Origin of the sequence: Algoriphagus vanfongensis DSM 17529 (assembly GCF_000429465.1) — a bacterium.
In the GTDB taxonomy this organism is placed as follows: domain Bacteria; phylum Bacteroidota; class Bacteroidia; order Cytophagales; family Cyclobacteriaceae; genus Algoriphagus; species Algoriphagus vanfongensis.
On sequence record NZ_AUBX01000009.1, the window covers coordinates 488963 to 506062 of the forward strand.

Sequence of the window (17100 nt, forward strand, 5' to 3'; positions counted from 1 at the left end):
AACCTGTGACCAAAACCACTTCCCATTTCTCCGAATTACCCAAACAATGGCTGGATTCTGCTTATCAAAATAATCAGAATTGGTGTATCCGATATGTAATCAAAAATCAAGGGAGTGAACAAGAAGCCAAAGATATCTTTCAGGATAGTTTGGCAGCAGCATGGGTAAATCTCAGAACCGGGAAATTCGAAGGAAACGAAGAAAATTTCCATGGCTACATCCGACAAATCTGTAAGTATAAATGGCTCAACGAACTGAAGAGAAAAGGTCGTTTTACCAATGCAATAGATTTGGAGAGAATGGATGCGACGCCAGATGACAATGAAGACTTGAATCTATTACTCGATGAAACTGACATTCTCATGAAGTCCATCGAATCATTGGGAGACAATTGCAAGGTCATTCTGAAAGCATTTTATTATCTCAAAGAATCCTTGACTGAAATCGCCCATAAAATGGGCACCACCGACCAGAGCATCAAAACAATCAAATACCGATGCATGAACCGGCTGAGAAAAGCCTACATAGCCTTAAAATCACAAAATGAGCGATAAGTCTGCCATATCACAGGAGCAATTTGAGGAAATCGAAAGGTACCTTTTGGGTGAAATGAATCCCGAAGAAAGAGTACAATTTGAAGGGAAGTTGGGTGCGGACACAAAGCTGCAAGAAGAGCTACTTATTCAACAGAAACTTCAGGCTGCGATCGAACTAGATGCTTGGAGAGAGTCTTTGGATAAGCGTGCTAAAACCAGATCCTTAAGACCGATCTGGAAGTATGGCATTGCAGCTTCGATCATAGTTCTTCTTGGTTTTGCAGTATGGATTGGATTTCAAGAATCGACACCCGATACTTCGGATTTATACGCTGCCTACTTCTATCCCGATCCTGGATTACCGATTCCTATGAGCAGTACGGATACCTACCAGTTTGATGAGGGCATGGTTAGCTACAAAGAAGAAAAGTATGAGGACGCATTGGATCTTTGGAAGCAATTACTTGAAAATACTCCAACAGATACGGTCCTTTACTATTCCGCAATGGCCGAATTGAACCTTGGAAATGCCAAACTTGCAGCTCAAAAACTTGAGCAACTCATTGCAAACCCTTCCGGTGAGTTCTATTCCAAAAGCCTTTGGTATCGCAGTTTGATTTATCTCCACGAGGGAGATTTGAAAAACGCGCAAGCACTCCTTCAGCAGTTGCCCACGGACAATAGCAGGAGAAATGAACTATTGGCAAAAATTCAAGAACAACTCAAAGCTTCCGAATAATGCCTCGCCAGTTGATTTGTTTGGGAATACTCTGCCTGCTTTTCAGTTTGGGGGCTACCAATGCCCTTGGCCAATTATATTTTTCTCAGGCAGCCGAAGCCCATCGAAATGGTGATTACTTGCCAGCTTTGCAAGCCAATAAAAAAGCAATAGAGCTTTTTCAAAATCAATCCAATCGAGATAGTCTAGTGTTGGCCTATGTCCAGCAAGGCAATATCCTGTGGGACTTTAAAGGCATCAAAGAGGCACTCGTATTGTTGGACTCGGCTATGCTTCTGGCTGACTCATATCAGGTAGATCCCATTGTACATATATCAGCTTTGGATAAAAAAGCCCAGGTGCTTGTTCATGCTGGCTACTGGCAAGAAGCCAAAGAGACTTTTTCCAAAGCAGAAAATTTGATTCCTGCTCAAGCTGAACCCAATCAGATAATCGCCACTCTTTACAATAATATCTCATGGCTCAATCTCAATCTACAGCAGCTATCAAGAGCTTATGATTATGCCCAAAAGTCACTGACAATCCAGACTCAACTTTATGGTGAAAATGATCGCAAACTGATGGGAGTCTATCAGTCTCTCGGTCTGATAGCCAATGATATGGCAGATTTTGAAAATGCTGAGAACTACAGTCTCAAGCTTTTGGAAATCGCCAAGACCAATTTGGACTCTGATCATCCCACCATGGCTTTGGTACAAAATCAACTCGCTATCATCTACGAAGCGAGATTTCGATACAATGAAGCTCTCAAGCACATGCGAGAAATGACACGTATAGCAGAGATCAATTACAAGAAAAATGGCAACCCTAACTTTCTTGCGATTGCTTACAACAATCTTGGAAATCTCTACCACCAGCTTCATGAGTATCCTTTGGCCGAACCCTATTTTCAAAAAGCACTGGACCTTCACAGTTACAATTATGGTACTCAGGATATTGGGATCATTCAGCCTATAGTTCACCTAGCCAGTACCAAAACATACCTGTCTAAATTTGAGGAAGCTGACTCTCTCTTTTTCAAAGCGTATCAGCTACAGGGAATTTTGGAAAAAGAAAACACAAGGGGTCTGGCAGATCTGGAAACTCAACTGGGGGATCTTTACAGTTTGCAGGAGAGGAGTGAAGAGGCAATTTCCTGGTATCGAAAATCATTGCAACACTATGAAAACTCTGGGATAGAAAACCACTTCATGGTGCAGGAAACCAAAAGTTCATTGGCCACGGAGCTTTCCAAATCCGGTAAGACGGATAGCGCAATTGTACTTCAAGAGGAGGTATTGGAGGCATATACGCGAGATTATCCTGATGCCAAAATCCAACTGGCTGTGAAGATCAACCAACTAAGTCGTTCCCTTTTTCGGTCACATCAACTCCAAAAAGCCCAAGCTTATTCTGATAGTGCATTTGCTGTTTTAGTATCAAAAGAGATGTTGAAACAAGAAAATTGGGTAAAAGAACTTCCCCCAAGTAGTGCTGTTGCAGATCTTATTTTCCTGCGAATTGAGCTTTTGGAAGAGCTGAATATCCAGAGTCCTGCCGCTGCCACTCTTGAAGAAATTGTATCCTTAGCTGATCAATACCGACTTCATTTTGAAAAAAGCATCATCGGTTTGAGATCTCAGTACTCTCTGATTGAGTTGGCAAAAAAGCAACGACAAATTCTCCAAAAGGGAATGCAAGCAGCATACGCATTGGCTCAAACTTATCATCAAGAGAAGTTTTTGCAAATAGCTTTTCAGTTTTCTGAAATTGAAAAAGGAGTGTTGCTCCGATTAGCTTCAAATAATTTGCTCGTAGATCATGCCAAATCAAGGATCAATCCAGTACTGGAAAAAGACAGACAATGGCGAGAAACTATCAGTCAAATCAATGCTTCCTATCTCAATAGTACTACTGAAAACGACTCTCTGCTCAATCTTTTGACCCAAAATCTAGATGATTATGCTAGTTTTCAGGACAGCTTGGTCCATGCAGACCCCAGTCAATGGAAGGCAAAATTTGATTTGAAGCCGTTTACCTTGGAAGAGATACGATCCAAACTTCTCGGCAAAGAATTAGCTCTGGTGGAATACTCTGTGACGGACAAAGAAATCTTTTCATTTGTACTTACTGAAACTGATTTTCAGGTCTTTAGAATAGAGAGAGAGGCCGTAATTTCTAATTTGAACAGCATTCAAGACCTCAGAATCTTGGATGCAAATGCTTTTAAAAAGTATTCCTATGGACTTTTCAGCATGTTGCTCAAGCCAATTCTCTCTCAAATCCAAGGCAAGAACTTGCTGATCGTACCAGATCGAGAGTTATTTTCTTTGAACTTTGAGATTTTGCTCAGTGATCTAGAAGGAGAGCAATTTTCGGAATTCAATTACCTTCTAAAAGATTACGAGATTTCATATCTGCTATCCGCCTCCACAGCACCCCAGTTTTTTCCAAAAAATCAGAAAAGCAATCCTAATGGATTGTTTATGGCACCAGGCTTCACACAAAAAATGAAATGGACATCTGCTGATTCGACTGTGATTCCGATTCAAAATCAGTTGATTCGCCAGCCATTTTCGTTGCAGGCTGCACAGCACGCAATGGGACAGATGGGAGGGAAGCTCTATCAAGAGACAGAAGCTCAAGAATCATCATTTAAAGATTTTGCGAGTGATTTTGGAATCATCCACTTGGCTACACATGGGGAGGTGGACAATCAATTCCCCATGCAATCCCGCCTATTTATGGCTATTCCTCAACTTTTGGATAGCAATGCTACAGACGATGGGATCATTCATGCCTTTGAGGTGTATGGGATGCAGCTCCAAGCCGAGTTGGCAGTTTTATCAGCTTGCAATACCGGAGTTGGCAAATTTCAAGAAGGGGAAGGAGTCGTTTCTCTTGCTCATAGTTTTCTTTATGCAGGTTCTTCATCTGTGCTGATGAGTCTGTGGGGAGTAGATGAAAAAAGTAGTGCTGAAATCTTGCAAGAGTTTTACAAGCAACTTTCCGAAGGAAAATCAAAATCCTCCGCTTTAAGGCTAGCCAAATTGAAATTTTTAGCTACTGCCCCCGAAGAACTGGCTCATCCTTATTATTGGGCAGGATTAGGCCTCATCGGAGATCCTAGCCCGATCACAAACCAACAGACAATCTGGGGCTTTTGGTGTATTGGCTTTGTACTTTTGCTTGGTTTACTGCTATTTTTCATCAGAAGAAATAAGCTCTAAGCCTCTGAATCATAGTTTTTCAAAAATTCCTCCACATCATGTGGAGTATCCAGATCTATTTTACCAAGAGGAAAATCGATAAACGCTACATCTTCGGAGTGCTTGCGAATGAGATTTTTGGCTCCTTCATGCCCATGCAAGGCAAGCAATTCCTCAAAATACTTTTTGCCAAAAAGAGCTGGTACTCCCAAAGTCCCAGAGTAAGACGAAGCAATGATTCCTTGTAATGTTTGACTTTGTTTTTGGATCAGCCGAATGAGCAATTCTTCATCGACAAAAGGTTGATCACAAAGCATCAAAATCACCTGATCGATGAACTCTTTTTCAATCAAAAACCGGAGGCCAGCTACAATACTTGAGCCCATCCCATCTTTCCATTCAGAATTGATTACAATGGAAGAGACCTCACTTTTAATAGACTTTTGGATCAACTCAGCATTTGCTCCCAAAACAACGACAGTTCGATTTGCGGCTATTTTCTGTGCTGCCTTTATGGATCGATCAATTAGTTTTTCACCTTGAATTTCAAGTAATTGCTTCGCCTCTCCTAATCTGGAAGATGAACCTGCCGCCAAAATAATCACACCTGTTTTCATTGCCCCTTTTCGTGGATAGGTCCTGATTTGTCTCTCAAAAAAATAGGAGTCTTTTGATTCATCACTGACTTGATTTCAGCCAGTACAGAAAGGGCAATCTCCTCTGAAGTTTCTGCTCCAATCTCTAATCCAACCGGAGCAAACAGTGAATCAAGATTCACTTGAATACCTTTGGAATCGAGTCGTTCTATGAGTTTCTCGGTTTTCTTTTTGGGACCTAAAATCCCAATATAGGAAAGGTCTCTAGACACCAATTCCTCCAACACGATGGCTTCGTATTCAAAATTATGAGTCATTAGCAAAGCAACGGTATTGGAATCGGTTGCCAATTGCTTCCTGACCTCCTCAGCTGATCCTTGGATGATCTCCTTGGCATTCGGAAACCTAGCTTGCGTTGCCAAATTCTTTCGTCCATCGATAAGCACCAATTCACAACCTAAAAGATCGGCCATTTTTGCCAAGGGGATAGTGTCATTACCCGCGCCAAAAAGTAAGATCCGAATTGCTGGTCGGATCAACTCAAAGAAGACAGACACATGCTCCAAATCCGAAAATGTCTTGATTTGAGACTGAGAATAAGTGAAGCCTTCGATCTCATGCTTCAATAGAAGCCAAAGTTGAGGATTTATAGTCGAGGTCAGTCCAAATGCCTGATTTCCCTTTTTCAGATAAACAGTCCCAACTTGCTCGGACTTGGATTTTGGAATGGAAAAAATAGTGACCAACAAGCAATTCATCCGGTCTTTCAAAGCCTCTTGAATCAATTCAACGGGGTTTTCCGGATTCTCAAAATCAATGGGCTCTATCAACACGTAAATGATCCCATTACAACCCAAACCCACTCCAAATTTTTGATCATCCTCATCAGTCGTATCGTACGTGACGAGCATGGATTTTTGTTGGAAAATGACCGCTTGTGCTTTTCTTAAGGCATCTCCTTCCAAACAGCCACCACTAATAGCTCCTGTGAGATGGCCTTCTTCTGTCACAAGCATTCGTGCACCGGGTCTTCGGTAGGAGGAGCCCTGTACTTGTACTACCGTAGCCAGAGCCACTTTTCTGCCTTCTGATTTTGCCTGCTGGTAAGATTTTATGATCTGCTGGAGTTCTTTCATCTTTGATTTACTAGTCGGAAGTATGGAGAATCAACACTATTTTCCAAACTCTCTATCAAACATAGACTTTTCGGGTGGATCCAATTTACACAATTCAAACAATCAGCCCATCCTCACCTTGATCGGCCCGGATTTCTCTATTTGAATAAAATAATGATCGCACCAAGCGCTGTCAAGATCAGGATCATTTTTCTGAAAAAGTCTTCATTGATCATTTTGACGATTTTGATTCCCAGGATAAAGCCTAATACAATTCCCGGGATTAATTTGACATCCAAGAGCAAGGTCTCTGTGGAGATAGTCTCCCAAACGAAAAAATGAAAGGGTAACTTGAAGACATTGATAATGAGAAAAAGCCAAGCAGCAGTACCAATAAAATGATTCTTGGGCAGTCTCATTGCCAGAAAATAAATATTTGAGATCGGTCCGGCAAGATTGCCTACCATAGTTGTAAATCCTGCCAAAGTACCGACACCGCTGGCAAAGGCCCAGTGAGTAGGGACATTCTTGACTTTCTTTTGATCCCACCAAACGATAAAAATCACAGTCAGAAATATGATGATCGCCATGCAAATCTTGAATGTTTGCTCCGGCAAATCTATTCCTACCAAACTTCCCAAAATAATTCCCAGAATCATCCATGGAAGAAATTTGGCTACATATTTCCACTGCGTGTGTCTGTTGTAATAGATCACAGCAAAAATGTCTGCTATCACCAATAAAGGCAAAACGATCCCGGTAGACTGCTTAGCTTCAAAAGCGATCGCCATAAAAGTCACATTGATGATCGCTATGCCTTTGATCCCTGCTTTGGACATCCCAATCACAAAAGCCGCTAAAAAACTTAGAATCCAAGAACCTGTACTGATTTCTGAGGCGATGGATAAAAACATAGGCACTTCAAAGATTGGGGTAAAAGTATGACGAAGCCCCAAACATATAAAATTCCATTTTAATAGGAAGCTGAGTTCCTACTCAACCTAGCTGACTGACTTCATCTGGTCTCTTGAAAGAATACCAAATAGAAATCAAAAGCGAGAGCCCGAAGTATCCAAACAATACGGCACTAACGCCAGAAATATGCACTTCCAAGCCAAACCAACCTCCCTGTGTGACGATTAGATATACTCCAAAAGTTGTTTTGAGAAGTTCCCAAGCCCAGGCGTTTGGATTTCTATCCATCAGCTCGGTCAATGCGTAGACCGAAAGAAAGATAAAACCACCGTAAAGAAAAATCCCAGGTATTCCAATATCGGCTAGATTTCCAAACAAATAGCTTAAGAAAAGCAGCAAAACCAACAGTTGAACAAAACTCCAAATCATCAAAGCTTTACTGAGATTTGGATTGTATTTTTGAAAATGATAGACATCTTGGATTTTCTTCACGGGATAGTTTTCGGCCACGTCCTCAGGTCGCCAGCCTAAGGGCATAAACCAGATTTTGAGTTTATCAGACCAGCTTTTTGCTCTCCAAGCATCCTGAATCAACAGCCATAAATGCATAAAATTGATTTTGATAGGATTCCAGGTCTCCACAGGTCGAGTCACCCCATAGACAGCAGGTATATCTGCTCTTTCCTCTTGATAGGTTCCAAACCAGCGATCCCAAAAAATAAAAATCTGACCGTAGTTTTTGTCCAGATACTCAGGATTGATCGCATGATGTACCCGGTGATGGGAGGGAGTCACGATGATCTTTTCCAAAAAACCCATCTTATTGATATGTCTGGTATGATACCAAAACTGGGCAAATAAATGCAATGGAGCGACGACGATGATTACCTCAGGCGGAACTCCCAAAATGGCAGCTGGAATCAAGAAAACAGCAAAAATTTTGACGATTCCTGAAATACTTTGCCTTAGGGCGCAAGCTAGATTAAACTCTTCCGAACTGTGATGTATGATGTGATTGTTCCAGAAAATATTGTATTCGTGGGCGATTCTATGTGTCCAATATCCTGCGAAATCCAAGGCTAAAAAGGCTATTAGATATACCAGCCACGTAGCTTTGATTTCAAAAAATCCCAACTGTCCATAAAGCCATTCGTAGGAGATCACGACCAGAGAAAGTCCCAATACATCCTTGGTGACATTGGTCATACCCGAGGTCAAGCTGGAAATCATATCCGGCATGGGTACTGTATCGTTATTTTTCCAGATTCCCCAGAGTTTTTCAAACATCACCAGCACAAAGAAGGCCGGCATGGCTATCAACAATATTTCACCGTAAGTCTGCATTTTGGGTTTATAGGAATCTTACCACTAAACCTATGAAAAAAGTAAGTGGATTTCAAAAGACTTATCCCGCAATTGCCCTAATTGTCCCTCGGACTTTACTTCTTTTATCCTAAGTCAAATTCGCCGCTATAGGAGGCTCCAATCGGTAATTTGATATCTTGAATATAAACTTCCCGTGAGTTATGCGCCGTGACTTGATCTTTTCGAATGATAAATGATTTGTGGATTCTTGCAAAGTCGGTGTTTAGCTGAGTTTGCATGTTTTTCATGGTCATCCTAGTCACCACCGCTTTCCCTTCACTAAGATGGATTCTCAAGTAGTCGGCCATAGCTTCTATGTATTGGATGTTTTCAAGCGCGATTCTGACTTGGTTAGAGTCCACTCGTACCCAAATGGATGCAGTATCCTTCCGCACTTGAGTCTTATGCAGCCTTTGTGCTTTTTCAATTGCTTTCTGAAATCGTGCAAAATCAAATGGCTTCAGCAAGTAATCCACCGCATCCAGTTCAAATCCTTGCATCGCAAAATCTGAAAAAGCAGTAGTGAAAATCAAAAGTTTATTTTTCCCAAAAAGCTGGTAAAACTCAATACCGGATAGCATCGGCATTTGAATATCGAGAAAGATCAAATCCACATCTTCTGCTTCCAAAAATTTACGTGCTTCTTGGATTTTGGAAAAGGTCTTTAAAAGATTGATTTCCTCAGACATCCTCCCACAGAAAGTGTTAAGAATTTCCAGGGGAAGCGGCTCATCATCCAATGCTATGGCTCTCAGCATTCAAAATTGATCAAAAGGTGAACTCGAAAATACTCCTTAGATTCTCCAATTTCAAGGCGATGCTGATCTCCGTAAATAAGCTGTAGCCGACTTTTGGTATTCTCCAGCCCCATTCCACTTTCCTCATGACTCGGTAGGGGAAGAACCACTATTTTATTCTCCACCAACATCTCGAACTTCTGTTGCTCTTGTGAGATTTTAAGGACTATTTCTCCATTTTCATCCGGATTTACTCCATGCTTAAAAGCATTTTCCACAAATGGAATCAGGAGTAATGGCGCTATTTCAAATCCCTGAAATGTCCCGTCTTTTTGATAACTAAATTGGAACCCCGAAGGCAAGCGGAGCTTTTGTAGCTCCAGATAATTTTCCAAATAGGTGATTTCTTTTTCTAAAGACACTCGTTCATCAGAGGACTCAGTCACGACATAGCGCATCATAGTCGATAGCTTCATCAGACCTTCTCCTGTTTTTTCCGCATTTTCCCGGATGCTCAGTGCATAGATGGAATTGAGCGAATTGAAGAGAAAATGTGGGTTGATCTGATTTTTCAGCGAACCAATTTCTGCTTTGGATTTGGCTTGCTCTGTACTAAATAGTGCCTCTCTTAGACGCAATAGATTTGAAAACAAAACTACCACTGCAAATAAAAGAAACTGGTATGAATAGGAGGCGAGCTCTGACCAGGGAAAGAGTTGATCCCAAAAATTCATCGGCGTCGGGCCAAAATCCCTATTTGGACCAAGACCTGAAGGAGGCTGAGGCATCGGACCCAACTTACCATCAGGCCTCATAGGAGGAGCGGGGCGTGGTTCGATGGAGGATTCTGAACCCGCCAATAACTCAGGGATAATCAAAATCAATAGAAATCCCCCAATCACCCAAGCGGCATAGACGAGATACTTTTTTTGAAGGAAATAGGCGGGAATCAGAAAGAAGTAATTCAGGTAAAAAAACAAAAGCATCAATGCATTTGCCATCAGCTCCTGAATCGTGTGACGATCTAGGGCAAAACGAGACACTTCTTCCGGCTGTGGTGCCAAAATCAATGGAATTAACAGAAAACAAAGTCCACCCAAGATATGAAGCGGCCAAGCTGTTCTTTTCTTCATGGGAAAAAGCAGATCAAGTTCCTTGCAATTAAGAGCATTCCCAGTCTCCCTCCAAAATCAAAAGCAATCCTTCCCGGCTCAAAGATTCCATTTCCAAGTCACCAGCTGCAGAAATCCATAGACAATCGCCCTGCTCCAGCAGGCAGTTTTCAAATTCAAAAGCTCCAGTCAGCGCTATAGAAACTGACGGAAGATTTGTCCTGTGCACTAGCTCTACTCTACCTTCAATATTTCCAATTGTCAATTGCAATTCCTCTGCAATAGAAACAGGAACTAGAGAATTTTGGATTGAGCTGATCTCAAAGGTTTGCATCTGTTCTTTTGATGAATATGAAGTGGGGATTTCTATGCAAATCAAATGGACAGGCTCTTCCTCGAATGGATTGCAAACCACTTCAGATGCATTTGGCAACAAGGCTTTGCTCCAAATACTCCCAGGTTCAAGCTGTGCCCGTCCACTGATAGCGACTGTTCCTACCAATGGTAGAAGTACCAATAGACTTTGCACATTTACCCGGATTTCCCATGACTTCATAGGCAAAATAGTAACCTCAGAAATCCTGAGGTTACCAGTTGCGAGTGCAATACTCCGATCTCTAATCAAGATATCACCAGAAGACCGAATAGGGGAGTCTTTCGCTGGAAAGATTCTTTTTTCTTGACAAATAGATTTCATCCTCTTAAGCTTTGACCACGATCGAATGAGTCAGATTAAATCCAGAGCTAACCGACCCAGAGATATTGGATAGCTCATTGGATACACCGTCGCTGAATACATTATCCTGGCTATTGTATGTATAGCCATTCATACCTTTGGTATAACCGTTTTCAGTACTTGCATTGACTTGTACGACCGCACTATTGCTTCCCTCTGGAAATGCAATCTGAGTAACTAGGAGAGAAGTCCCGGATTCATTATAGATATGCACATGGATATGGGTACTGCGTCCATTGTACCAGCCCGGAAAGATCGTTGTAAAAGCCACCTTGCCATTTTCATCCGTCACTTGTCTTCCTCTCAGGAAGGAAGCAGAAGTATAGCTTCCATATTCTGAATAGTTACCATCCTTATCACAATGCCAAATATCTACACGTGCATTTTCGATTGGCAAACATGATTGACTGTTATTCAAAACAGTGATTTCTACATCCAAGGGAATGCCCGTACGTCCTCCTGTAATATCTTCTCTCAGCAGAGAACCTGGGCTATGAGTAGGGTAGGGACCAGCAGTTTCAGAATTGGTCAGAATACAATCGCCAGCTGTATCCGATGAGTCTGTACCATCTTCATCAATGATGGACTGGCTATCTTCCCCATCAATACATCTGCTCATCAGGGGAAATGCAAATGCACTCAATGTGACACGTTTAATAAAATCTCTTTTCTTCATTTTTCAGGGGTTTTGTCGGTTATATAGTCAAAGCAACGCCAAATCAGTCACTTAGGGTAGCCTTATCCAGTTGCTTTGCGACAAACGATCGGATTCCTGCGATGAAATGCTGGCCATTAAACTTTTTTAAGAAGCCACATTCCGTTTACATTTAGGAAACAAACCAATTGCTGCACTTCCCATGCTTCAAGTTCCCAGCCTAGCTACTTTGAAAAAAGACCTGAAGTTTCTCTCCGAATCTGAGACTCAGGATTTATTGATAGATCTGATCAAGTTCAGTAGGGAAAACAAAGCCTATCTTTTCTTCAAACTGTATGAAAAAGATAATCCCGGTATGTATGTGGAGATGATCGAAGAGGTGCTGGAAGAAGAGTTTGCTAAAGCTCGTGTCACTCATGCCTACTATGCTAAAAAGTCCCTGCAGACTATTCGGAGAAAAATGAATAAGCTTCTAAAACTATCCAAAAACAAAGCGGACCAGGCCGAAGTCATCTTGTTTTTCTGTGAGCAGGTCAAAGATTTGGGATTTTTGAAACACCGAAATCCGGTGATCAACAATATCTACGAAAGCCAAAAAGCCAAAATCATTCAGCTCATATCCAAACTCCATGAAGACCTCCAATTTGATTTGACAAGCAGATTGGAAGAGCTGTGATTCTATCGTCCAAAACATTCTCAGTTTCTCACCCCAGCATCAGTGATTTCTTATGATAAAATATAAACTTCTTCTGGCTCCACTTTTCCTAGTCTTGCTACAAAATGTAGTTTTTGCTCAGCAAAATCTGAGGTATACTCAATGGAAACAAGACAGAATCGAGGAAGTCCGATCGGAAGACGGCTGGCTAAATCTGGCGGGACTTCATTGGCTAGAAAACAATAAAAATAAATTGGTTATTGATTCCAACATGATGTCCTTGGCAGGAAATCCAACTGATAAAAGCTTAGGGTATTTTGAATGGAATGCAGATTCGGTTTGGTTTTTACCTACTATTTCAGTTCAACAGACTTATCAACTTCCTCCTAAAATTCTACAGTTTCCTGAAGAACATTATGGAGATCGTGCATTGAAAGTGGATAAATGGAAATGGTCCATCATTGAGCGTGATGGATTATTTGGAGTGCGGATACGGGATCTTCATCATCCGGCTCTGGATCAGTTCGAATCCATTCCCAACTATGACTATCAAGATGCATGGGCTATTGAAGCCAAATTGATCCCCAAATTCAACGAATTTATCATGATCACCAATGTCTTGGGTCAGCAATATGAATGGAGAGTGATGGGGCATATTCTCTTTGAATATCAAGGTAAGCAGTACGAGCTACTGGCATTGGAAGAGACCGGAAAGCTTTGGGTTATTTTCTCTGACGAGACCAACTTAAATGAAACCTATCCCACAGGAAGATACCTGTATGTAGACTTTCCTGACAAAACCGGAAAATTGAATCTTGACTTCAATTATGCCTACAATCCACCCTGTGCATTTACCAGCTTTGCTACCTGTCCGATACCGCCTAAAGAAAATAGACTTGATTTTGCGGTATCAGCTGGTGAAAAACGACCCAAAGAATTTTCGAAACACCAAAAGCCATGAATCGCCAGCTCTCATTTTTTTGGGTTTGCATCGGAGTGTTGTTGGTCTCGGGCTGTACGGGCACTCAGAACTCCCATCAGCAAGTAGCAACAGTGACAAAGTCGCATGGAGCTATTATTAGAGGGGACAGCACTACAAAAGAAATTGCACTTATTTTCACTGGAGATGAATTTGCCGATGGTGGTACGGTGATCTTGGAAACACTTCGAAAACATAAAATTCAAGCATCCTTCTTTTTTACAGGGAATTTTTACAGAAATGAGAATTTCAAAGCGCTTATTCAGCAATTAAAACAGGAAGGGCATTACTTGGGTGCTCATTCAGATAGACATCTCCTGTATTGCGATTGGGAAAGGAGAGATAGTCTACTGGTCAGTAAGGAAGAGTTTCAGAAGGATTTGCTGGATAACTATGCGGAAATGGAAAAATTCGGTATTGAAGCAGCAGATGCTTTGTATTTTCTCCCTCCCTACGAATGGTACAATGACAGTATTAGTCAATGGACAGAGCAAATGGGTTTTCGCTTGATCAATTACACTCCTGGCACACTTTCACATGCAGACTATACCAGTCCTGAAATGACAAACTATCGATCTAGCGAAGCCATTTTGAGTAGTATCTATGACTGTGAGAAGCAAAATGGAATGGAAGGTTTTCTGCTGCTATCCCACATAGGAGTGACGGATAGGAGACAAGATAAATTCTACCACAAATTAGACGACCTGATTCTCAGGCTAGAGTCTCGGGGGTATACATTCAAAAAAATGGATAAATTTCTCAAAGAAGGATAAGAATAAAAATTTAGGCCTTTTGCCCAATTTATGATTTAATTCCTTTACATTCCATTTTCAAAAAAATCAATTTGCAGTCAAACCCAATGTCTCGACAAACAATCCGAACCCTATCGCTTGTCATAGGATTTCTATTTTCTATTTCATTTTCCACCCTTGCTCAAAAAGACTGGCTAATAGACAATTCTGAATACAAAGCTGAAGTACAAGATGAAAATGGTAAGCTGGTACTAGAAAACGGCCTGATTAAACGTGTCATCAAAATCGCTCCAAATGCCGCTACCATCCAATTTGACAACTTATACAGCGGTGAATCATTTTTAAGAGGAGTGAAGCCTGAGGCCGAAATCACCATCAACGGCGTCAACTATGAAGTAGGTGGACTGAAAGGCCAGCCCAATTATGCCTTCTTGAAACAGGAGTGGATCGAGGAATTAACCAACAATCCAGCAGCCATGCAGTTGGTGGGGTATGAGGTTCTAGAAACTGAAATGCCATTTGATTGGGCAAGAGTCAGGTATGGAAATGATAAAGCTGAATGGCCACCCAAAGGCAAGCAAGTGCGATTGGATTTTCAGCTACCGAAAACACAAAACCTATTGGCAAGCGAAAGTCCATTGCCGAGTCAATTGGGCAGAAAAGCACTGTACAAGACGGAGTTCAATTCTTTGGATAATGCTTGGGCCCGAAGTGAATCAGATGCGCATGAGCGGTCTTCTTTTCAGAATGAAGGGAAAATTGGGGAGATTTATACGCCGGAAAACACCGCCGTTTATGTAGAAAGAAAATTGGATCCAGAGGCTAAGATCATCGAAGCCACCTTCAATACAGGCACTGATAAAGCCAAAGAATTTGGTCCTGGGATCACGCTGGTTTGGCCAGATCATACTATCAAATTTTACCTGAGACCTGGTGGCAATGAATACGATGATGGCATCCCCATGTTTGGTCTTTGGGATGGAGAAAAGGAAATCAAAGCAGCCGGTGGCAGACAAAAGTTGGATTTTTCCTCTCCTTGGACGTTGAGATTCCGAATTACGGATGAAGCAGTCTTTTGCGAAGCCAAACCTCAAAACGGAGAATGGATGACGGTAGAAAGTCTTCCAGCCTTTGCATCTTTTCCAGAGAAAGCCAGAATCGGGAAAACCGATGCAGAAGGCAAAGGGGTGGACGCTGAAGATGTCGGGGATTTAGTACGAATGCAAGTACTGGATTTTGCTACTTATAGTGATATTGATCCTCAGATAGATAATGGATTGAACCCGGAAGATCTACTGGTGTCTGTTCACTATGAAATCTACGATGGCATCCCTGTGATGGCAAAATGGCTGACAGTGAAAAATAGAAGCCAACAAACATTGACAATTGATGATTTCACAAGCGAGATCATCGCAGCGGTCGAGTATGAATCCAAAGTGGAAATGCGCGAAGCTACCGTATTTCAAAAGCCAAATATCCATGTTGAGACAGATATGGCATTCGCCAGTATGTCGGCGGATGATGCCAATGCCCATGTGGTTCACTGGCAAGCAGATCCTGACTATCAGACCCAAGTCAATTATCTGAGACAAACTCCCACACTGCTGAAAGTGAGCCCAACGTATGGACCAGATCAGGATTTGAAACCAGGAGAGGAATTCAAGAGTTTCCGCACCTTTGTTTTGCCTCATGACAGTGATGAGAGGGAAAGAAAAGGACTTTCGCTTCGCAAAATGTACCAAACCTTAGCGCCTTGGACCAGTGAAAATCCATTGATGATGCATGCCCGTTTTGCGGATTGGGAGCAGGTAAAAACTGCGATTGATCAGGCTTCTGAAGTGGGATTTGAGATGGTCATCTTGACTTTTGGAAGTGGGTTCAATATCGAAGATGACAGCGAGGAATATGTGACCAAAATGAAGTCTTACGCCGATTATGCGAATAGTAAAGGCATAGAAATCGGCGGATATTCCCTGTTGGCAAGCAGAAGTATAGACGCTAAAACCAACGTGGTAATGCCAGAAGGAATGCGGCCTACTTTTGGAAATTCACCATGTCTGGAGAGCGAGTGGGGGCATGCCTATTTTGAAAAGCTATATAATTTCTACGAAAAGTCAGGATTTACACTTTTGGAGCATGATGGCTCCTATCCTGGGGATATCTGCTCGTCAGAAGATCATACAGGCCACAAAGGCTTGGCCGATAGTCGCTGGAACCAATACCAACGTATTTCCAAGTTCTATCAATGGTCGCGGGAAAAAGGAATTTATTTGAATATCCCGGATTTCTACTTTATGACTGGTGGCAGCAAAATCGCTATGGGATATCGTGAAGTCAATTGGAGCCTTCCAAGAAATGAACAATTAGTACATGCGCGTCAGAATATCTATGATGGCACTTGGGAAAAGACTTCCACGATGGGATGGATGTTTGTGCCGCTTACAGAATATCACGGAGGAGGAGCTGCTGCGACGATAGAGCCTTTGAATGAACACTTGGCGCATTACCAATCCATGATTTCCAGCAATTTGGGTGCGGGAGTACAGGCTTGCTATCGAGGCCCGAGACTTTTTGATACTGACGAAACCAAAAAGATGGTCAAAGGCATGGTAGATTGGTACAAAGCTCACAGGAAAGTTTTGGAAGGTAATATCATCCACCTCAAAAGAGCTACCGGCAATGACCTTGATTACTGGCTGAATGTCAATCCAGAAGGAGATGAAAAAGGAATGCTGATGGTTTACAATCCGACTGATCAACTGATTATCAAAAAGATCAAAGTTCCTCTATACTACACCGGATTGACAGATGATACCCAAGTCACTTGGAGCAATGGCCAAAAAATAAGTTTACAGCTCGCCAGAGACTATTCAGTAGAAGTTGAAGTGTCGGTCCCTGCCAATGGAGATGCCTGGGTTTTGTTTCAATAAAAGAAGCTATCATTCCATTATCACTTTAGCGCAAGTCTCAGGACTTGTGCTTTTTTTATGCTTTAGAAAAGCTTTGAAGCTTCTTTTCCC

15 protein-coding genes are annotated in these 17100 nt (G+C 41.8%); 7 read left to right on the forward strand and 8 right to left on the reverse strand.

From position 1 onward, the window contains the following. Positions 1 to 5: 5 nt before the first annotated feature. From G460_RS0103425 to G460_RS0103435, 3 genes are read left to right on the forward strand one after another with little or no spacing between them, the layout of a single operon-like run. Positions 6 to 554: an RNA polymerase sigma factor gene (locus tag G460_RS0103425; RefSeq protein WP_169817493.1), complete on the forward strand. Its 549-nt coding sequence runs from the start codon at positions 6 to 8 to the stop codon at positions 552 to 554. Continuing rightward, positions 544 to 1275 (forward strand): tetratricopeptide repeat protein, encoded by a 732-nt coding sequence (locus tag G460_RS0103430; protein WP_026954053.1) that lies wholly within the window; start codon positions 544 to 546, stop codon positions 1273 to 1275. The genes G460_RS0103425 and G460_RS0103430 overlap by 11 nt, the downstream gene beginning before the upstream one ends. Continuing rightward, a complete protein-coding gene (locus G460_RS0103435) occupies positions 1275 to 4484 on the forward strand; it encodes a CHAT domain-containing protein (RefSeq protein WP_026954054.1) in 3210 nt (1069 codons plus the stop codon). The genes G460_RS0103430 and G460_RS0103435 overlap by 1 nt, the downstream gene beginning before the upstream one ends. Here G460_RS0103435 and G460_RS0103440 read toward each other — a convergent pair. The 8 genes from G460_RS0103440 to G460_RS0103480 all read right to left on the reverse strand — a co-directional run bounded on the left by G460_RS0103440 (position 4481) and on the right by G460_RS0103480 (position 11715). After that, positions 4481 to 5080 carry a nucleotidyltransferase family protein gene (locus G460_RS0103440; protein ID WP_026954055.1) on the reverse strand — a complete coding sequence of 200 codons (600 nt, stop codon included), beginning with the start codon at positions 5078 to 5080 and terminating at the stop codon, positions 4481 to 4483. The two genes, G460_RS0103435 and G460_RS0103440, sit on opposite strands and share 4 nt — an antisense overlap. Then, on the reverse strand, positions 5077 to 6195 hold the full coding sequence (locus tag G460_RS0103445; RefSeq protein ID WP_026954056.1) for an XdhC family protein: 1119 nt from the start codon (positions 6193 to 6195) through the stop codon (positions 5077 to 5079). The genes G460_RS0103440 and G460_RS0103445 overlap by 4 nt, the downstream gene beginning before the upstream one ends. A 137-nt stretch (positions 6196 to 6332) precedes the next feature. Next, a complete protein-coding gene (locus G460_RS0103455; RefSeq protein ID WP_026954057.1) occupies positions 6333 to 7088 on the reverse strand; it encodes a sulfite exporter TauE/SafE family protein in 756 nt (251 codons plus the stop codon). A gap of 82 nt (positions 7089 to 7170) precedes the next feature. Then, positions 7171 to 8433, reverse strand: a complete 1263-nt coding sequence (locus G460_RS0103460) for a sterol desaturase family protein (protein ID WP_026954058.1) — start codon at positions 8431 to 8433, stop codon at positions 7171 to 7173. A gap of 104 nt (positions 8434 to 8537) precedes the next feature. Beyond that, positions 8538 to 9212: a LytR/AlgR family response regulator transcription factor gene (locus G460_RS0103465; RefSeq protein ID WP_026954059.1), complete on the reverse strand. Its 675-nt coding sequence runs from the start codon at positions 9210 to 9212 to the stop codon at positions 8538 to 8540. Beyond that, positions 9206 to 10324, reverse strand: coding sequence for a sensor histidine kinase (locus G460_RS0103470; RefSeq protein ID WP_026954060.1), 1119 nt, complete (start codon positions 10322 to 10324; stop codon positions 9206 to 9208). Before G460_RS0103470 ends, G460_RS0103465 begins: the two co-directional genes overlap by 7 nt. A gap of 28 nt (positions 10325 to 10352) precedes the next feature. After that, positions 10353 to 11000 (reverse strand): hypothetical protein, encoded by a 648-nt coding sequence (locus tag G460_RS0103475; RefSeq protein WP_026954061.1) that lies wholly within the window; start codon positions 10998 to 11000, stop codon positions 10353 to 10355. Positions 11001 to 11004: 4 nt separating this feature from the next. Further along, positions 11005 to 11715, reverse strand: a complete 711-nt coding sequence (locus G460_RS0103480; protein WP_026954062.1) for a dioxygenase family protein — start codon at positions 11713 to 11715, stop codon at positions 11005 to 11007. A gap of 181 nt (positions 11716 to 11896) precedes the next feature. Between G460_RS0103480 and G460_RS0103485 the strand changes: the two genes are divergently transcribed. From G460_RS0103485 to G460_RS0103500, 4 genes are all read left to right on the forward strand, one after another. After that, complete coding sequence (locus tag G460_RS0103485) at positions 11897 to 12370, forward strand: hypothetical protein (RefSeq protein WP_035463805.1); 474 nt, start codon at positions 11897 to 11899, stop codon at positions 12368 to 12370. A gap of 52 nt (positions 12371 to 12422) precedes the next feature. After that, positions 12423 to 13310: a DUF1684 domain-containing protein gene (locus G460_RS21340; protein ID WP_051315895.1), complete on the forward strand. Its 888-nt coding sequence runs from the start codon at positions 12423 to 12425 to the stop codon at positions 13308 to 13310. Further along, a complete protein-coding gene (locus G460_RS0103495) occupies positions 13307 to 14101 on the forward strand; it encodes a polysaccharide deacetylase family protein (protein ID WP_035463807.1) in 795 nt (264 codons plus the stop codon). Before G460_RS21340 ends, G460_RS0103495 begins: the two co-directional genes overlap by 4 nt. 86 nt (positions 14102 to 14187) lie before the next feature. After that, positions 14188 to 17010, forward strand: a complete 2823-nt coding sequence (locus G460_RS0103500; protein WP_026954065.1) for a hypothetical protein — start codon at positions 14188 to 14190, stop codon at positions 17008 to 17010. Positions 17011 to 17100 lie beyond the last annotated feature (90 nt).

Bases quoted from the DNA above. Each gene is read 5' to 3' on its own strand.
- G460_RS0103500 (WP_026954065.1), top strand. From the start codon at position 14,188: ATGTCTCGACAAACAATCCGAACCCTATCGCTTGTCATAGGATTTCTA.
- G460_RS0103470 (WP_026954060.1), bottom strand. From the start codon at position 10,324: ATGAAGAAAAGAACAGCTTGGCCGCTTCATATCTTGGGTGGACTTTGT.
- G460_RS0103445 (WP_026954056.1), bottom strand. From the start codon at position 6,195: ATGAAAGAACTCCAGCAGATCATAAAATCTTACCAGCAGGCAAAATCA.
- G460_RS0103460 (WP_026954058.1), bottom strand. From the start codon at position 8,433: ATGCAGACTTACGGTGAAATATTGTTGATAGCCATGCCGGCCTTCTTT.
- G460_RS0103465 (WP_026954059.1), bottom strand. From the start codon at position 9,212: ATGCTGAGAGCCATAGCATTGGATGATGAGCCGCTTCCCCTGGAAATT.
- G460_RS0103485 (WP_035463805.1), top strand. From the start codon at position 11,897: ATGCTTCAAGTTCCCAGCCTAGCTACTTTGAAAAAAGACCTGAAGTTT.
- G460_RS0103475 (WP_026954061.1), bottom strand. From the start codon at position 11,000: ATGAAATCTATTTGTCAAGAAAAAAGAATCTTTCCAGCGAAAGACTCC.
- G460_RS21340 (WP_051315895.1), top strand. From the start codon at position 12,423: ATGATAAAATATAAACTTCTTCTGGCTCCACTTTTCCTAGTCTTGCTA.
- G460_RS0103440 (WP_026954055.1), bottom strand. From the start codon at position 5,080: ATGAAAACAGGTGTGATTATTTTGGCGGCAGGTTCATCTTCCAGATTA.
- G460_RS0103455 (WP_026954057.1), bottom strand. From the start codon at position 7,088: ATGTTTTTATCCATCGCCTCAGAAATCAGTACAGGTTCTTGGATTCTA.
- G460_RS0103435 (WP_026954054.1), top strand. From the start codon at position 1,275: ATGCCTCGCCAGTTGATTTGTTTGGGAATACTCTGCCTGCTTTTCAGT.
- G460_RS0103430 (WP_026954053.1), top strand. From the start codon at position 544: ATGAGCGATAAGTCTGCCATATCACAGGAGCAATTTGAGGAAATCGAA.
- G460_RS0103495 (WP_035463807.1), top strand. From the start codon at position 13,307: ATGAATCGCCAGCTCTCATTTTTTTGGGTTTGCATCGGAGTGTTGTTG.
- G460_RS0103480 (WP_026954062.1), bottom strand. From the start codon at position 11,715: ATGAAGAAAAGAGATTTTATTAAACGTGTCACATTGAGTGCATTTGCA.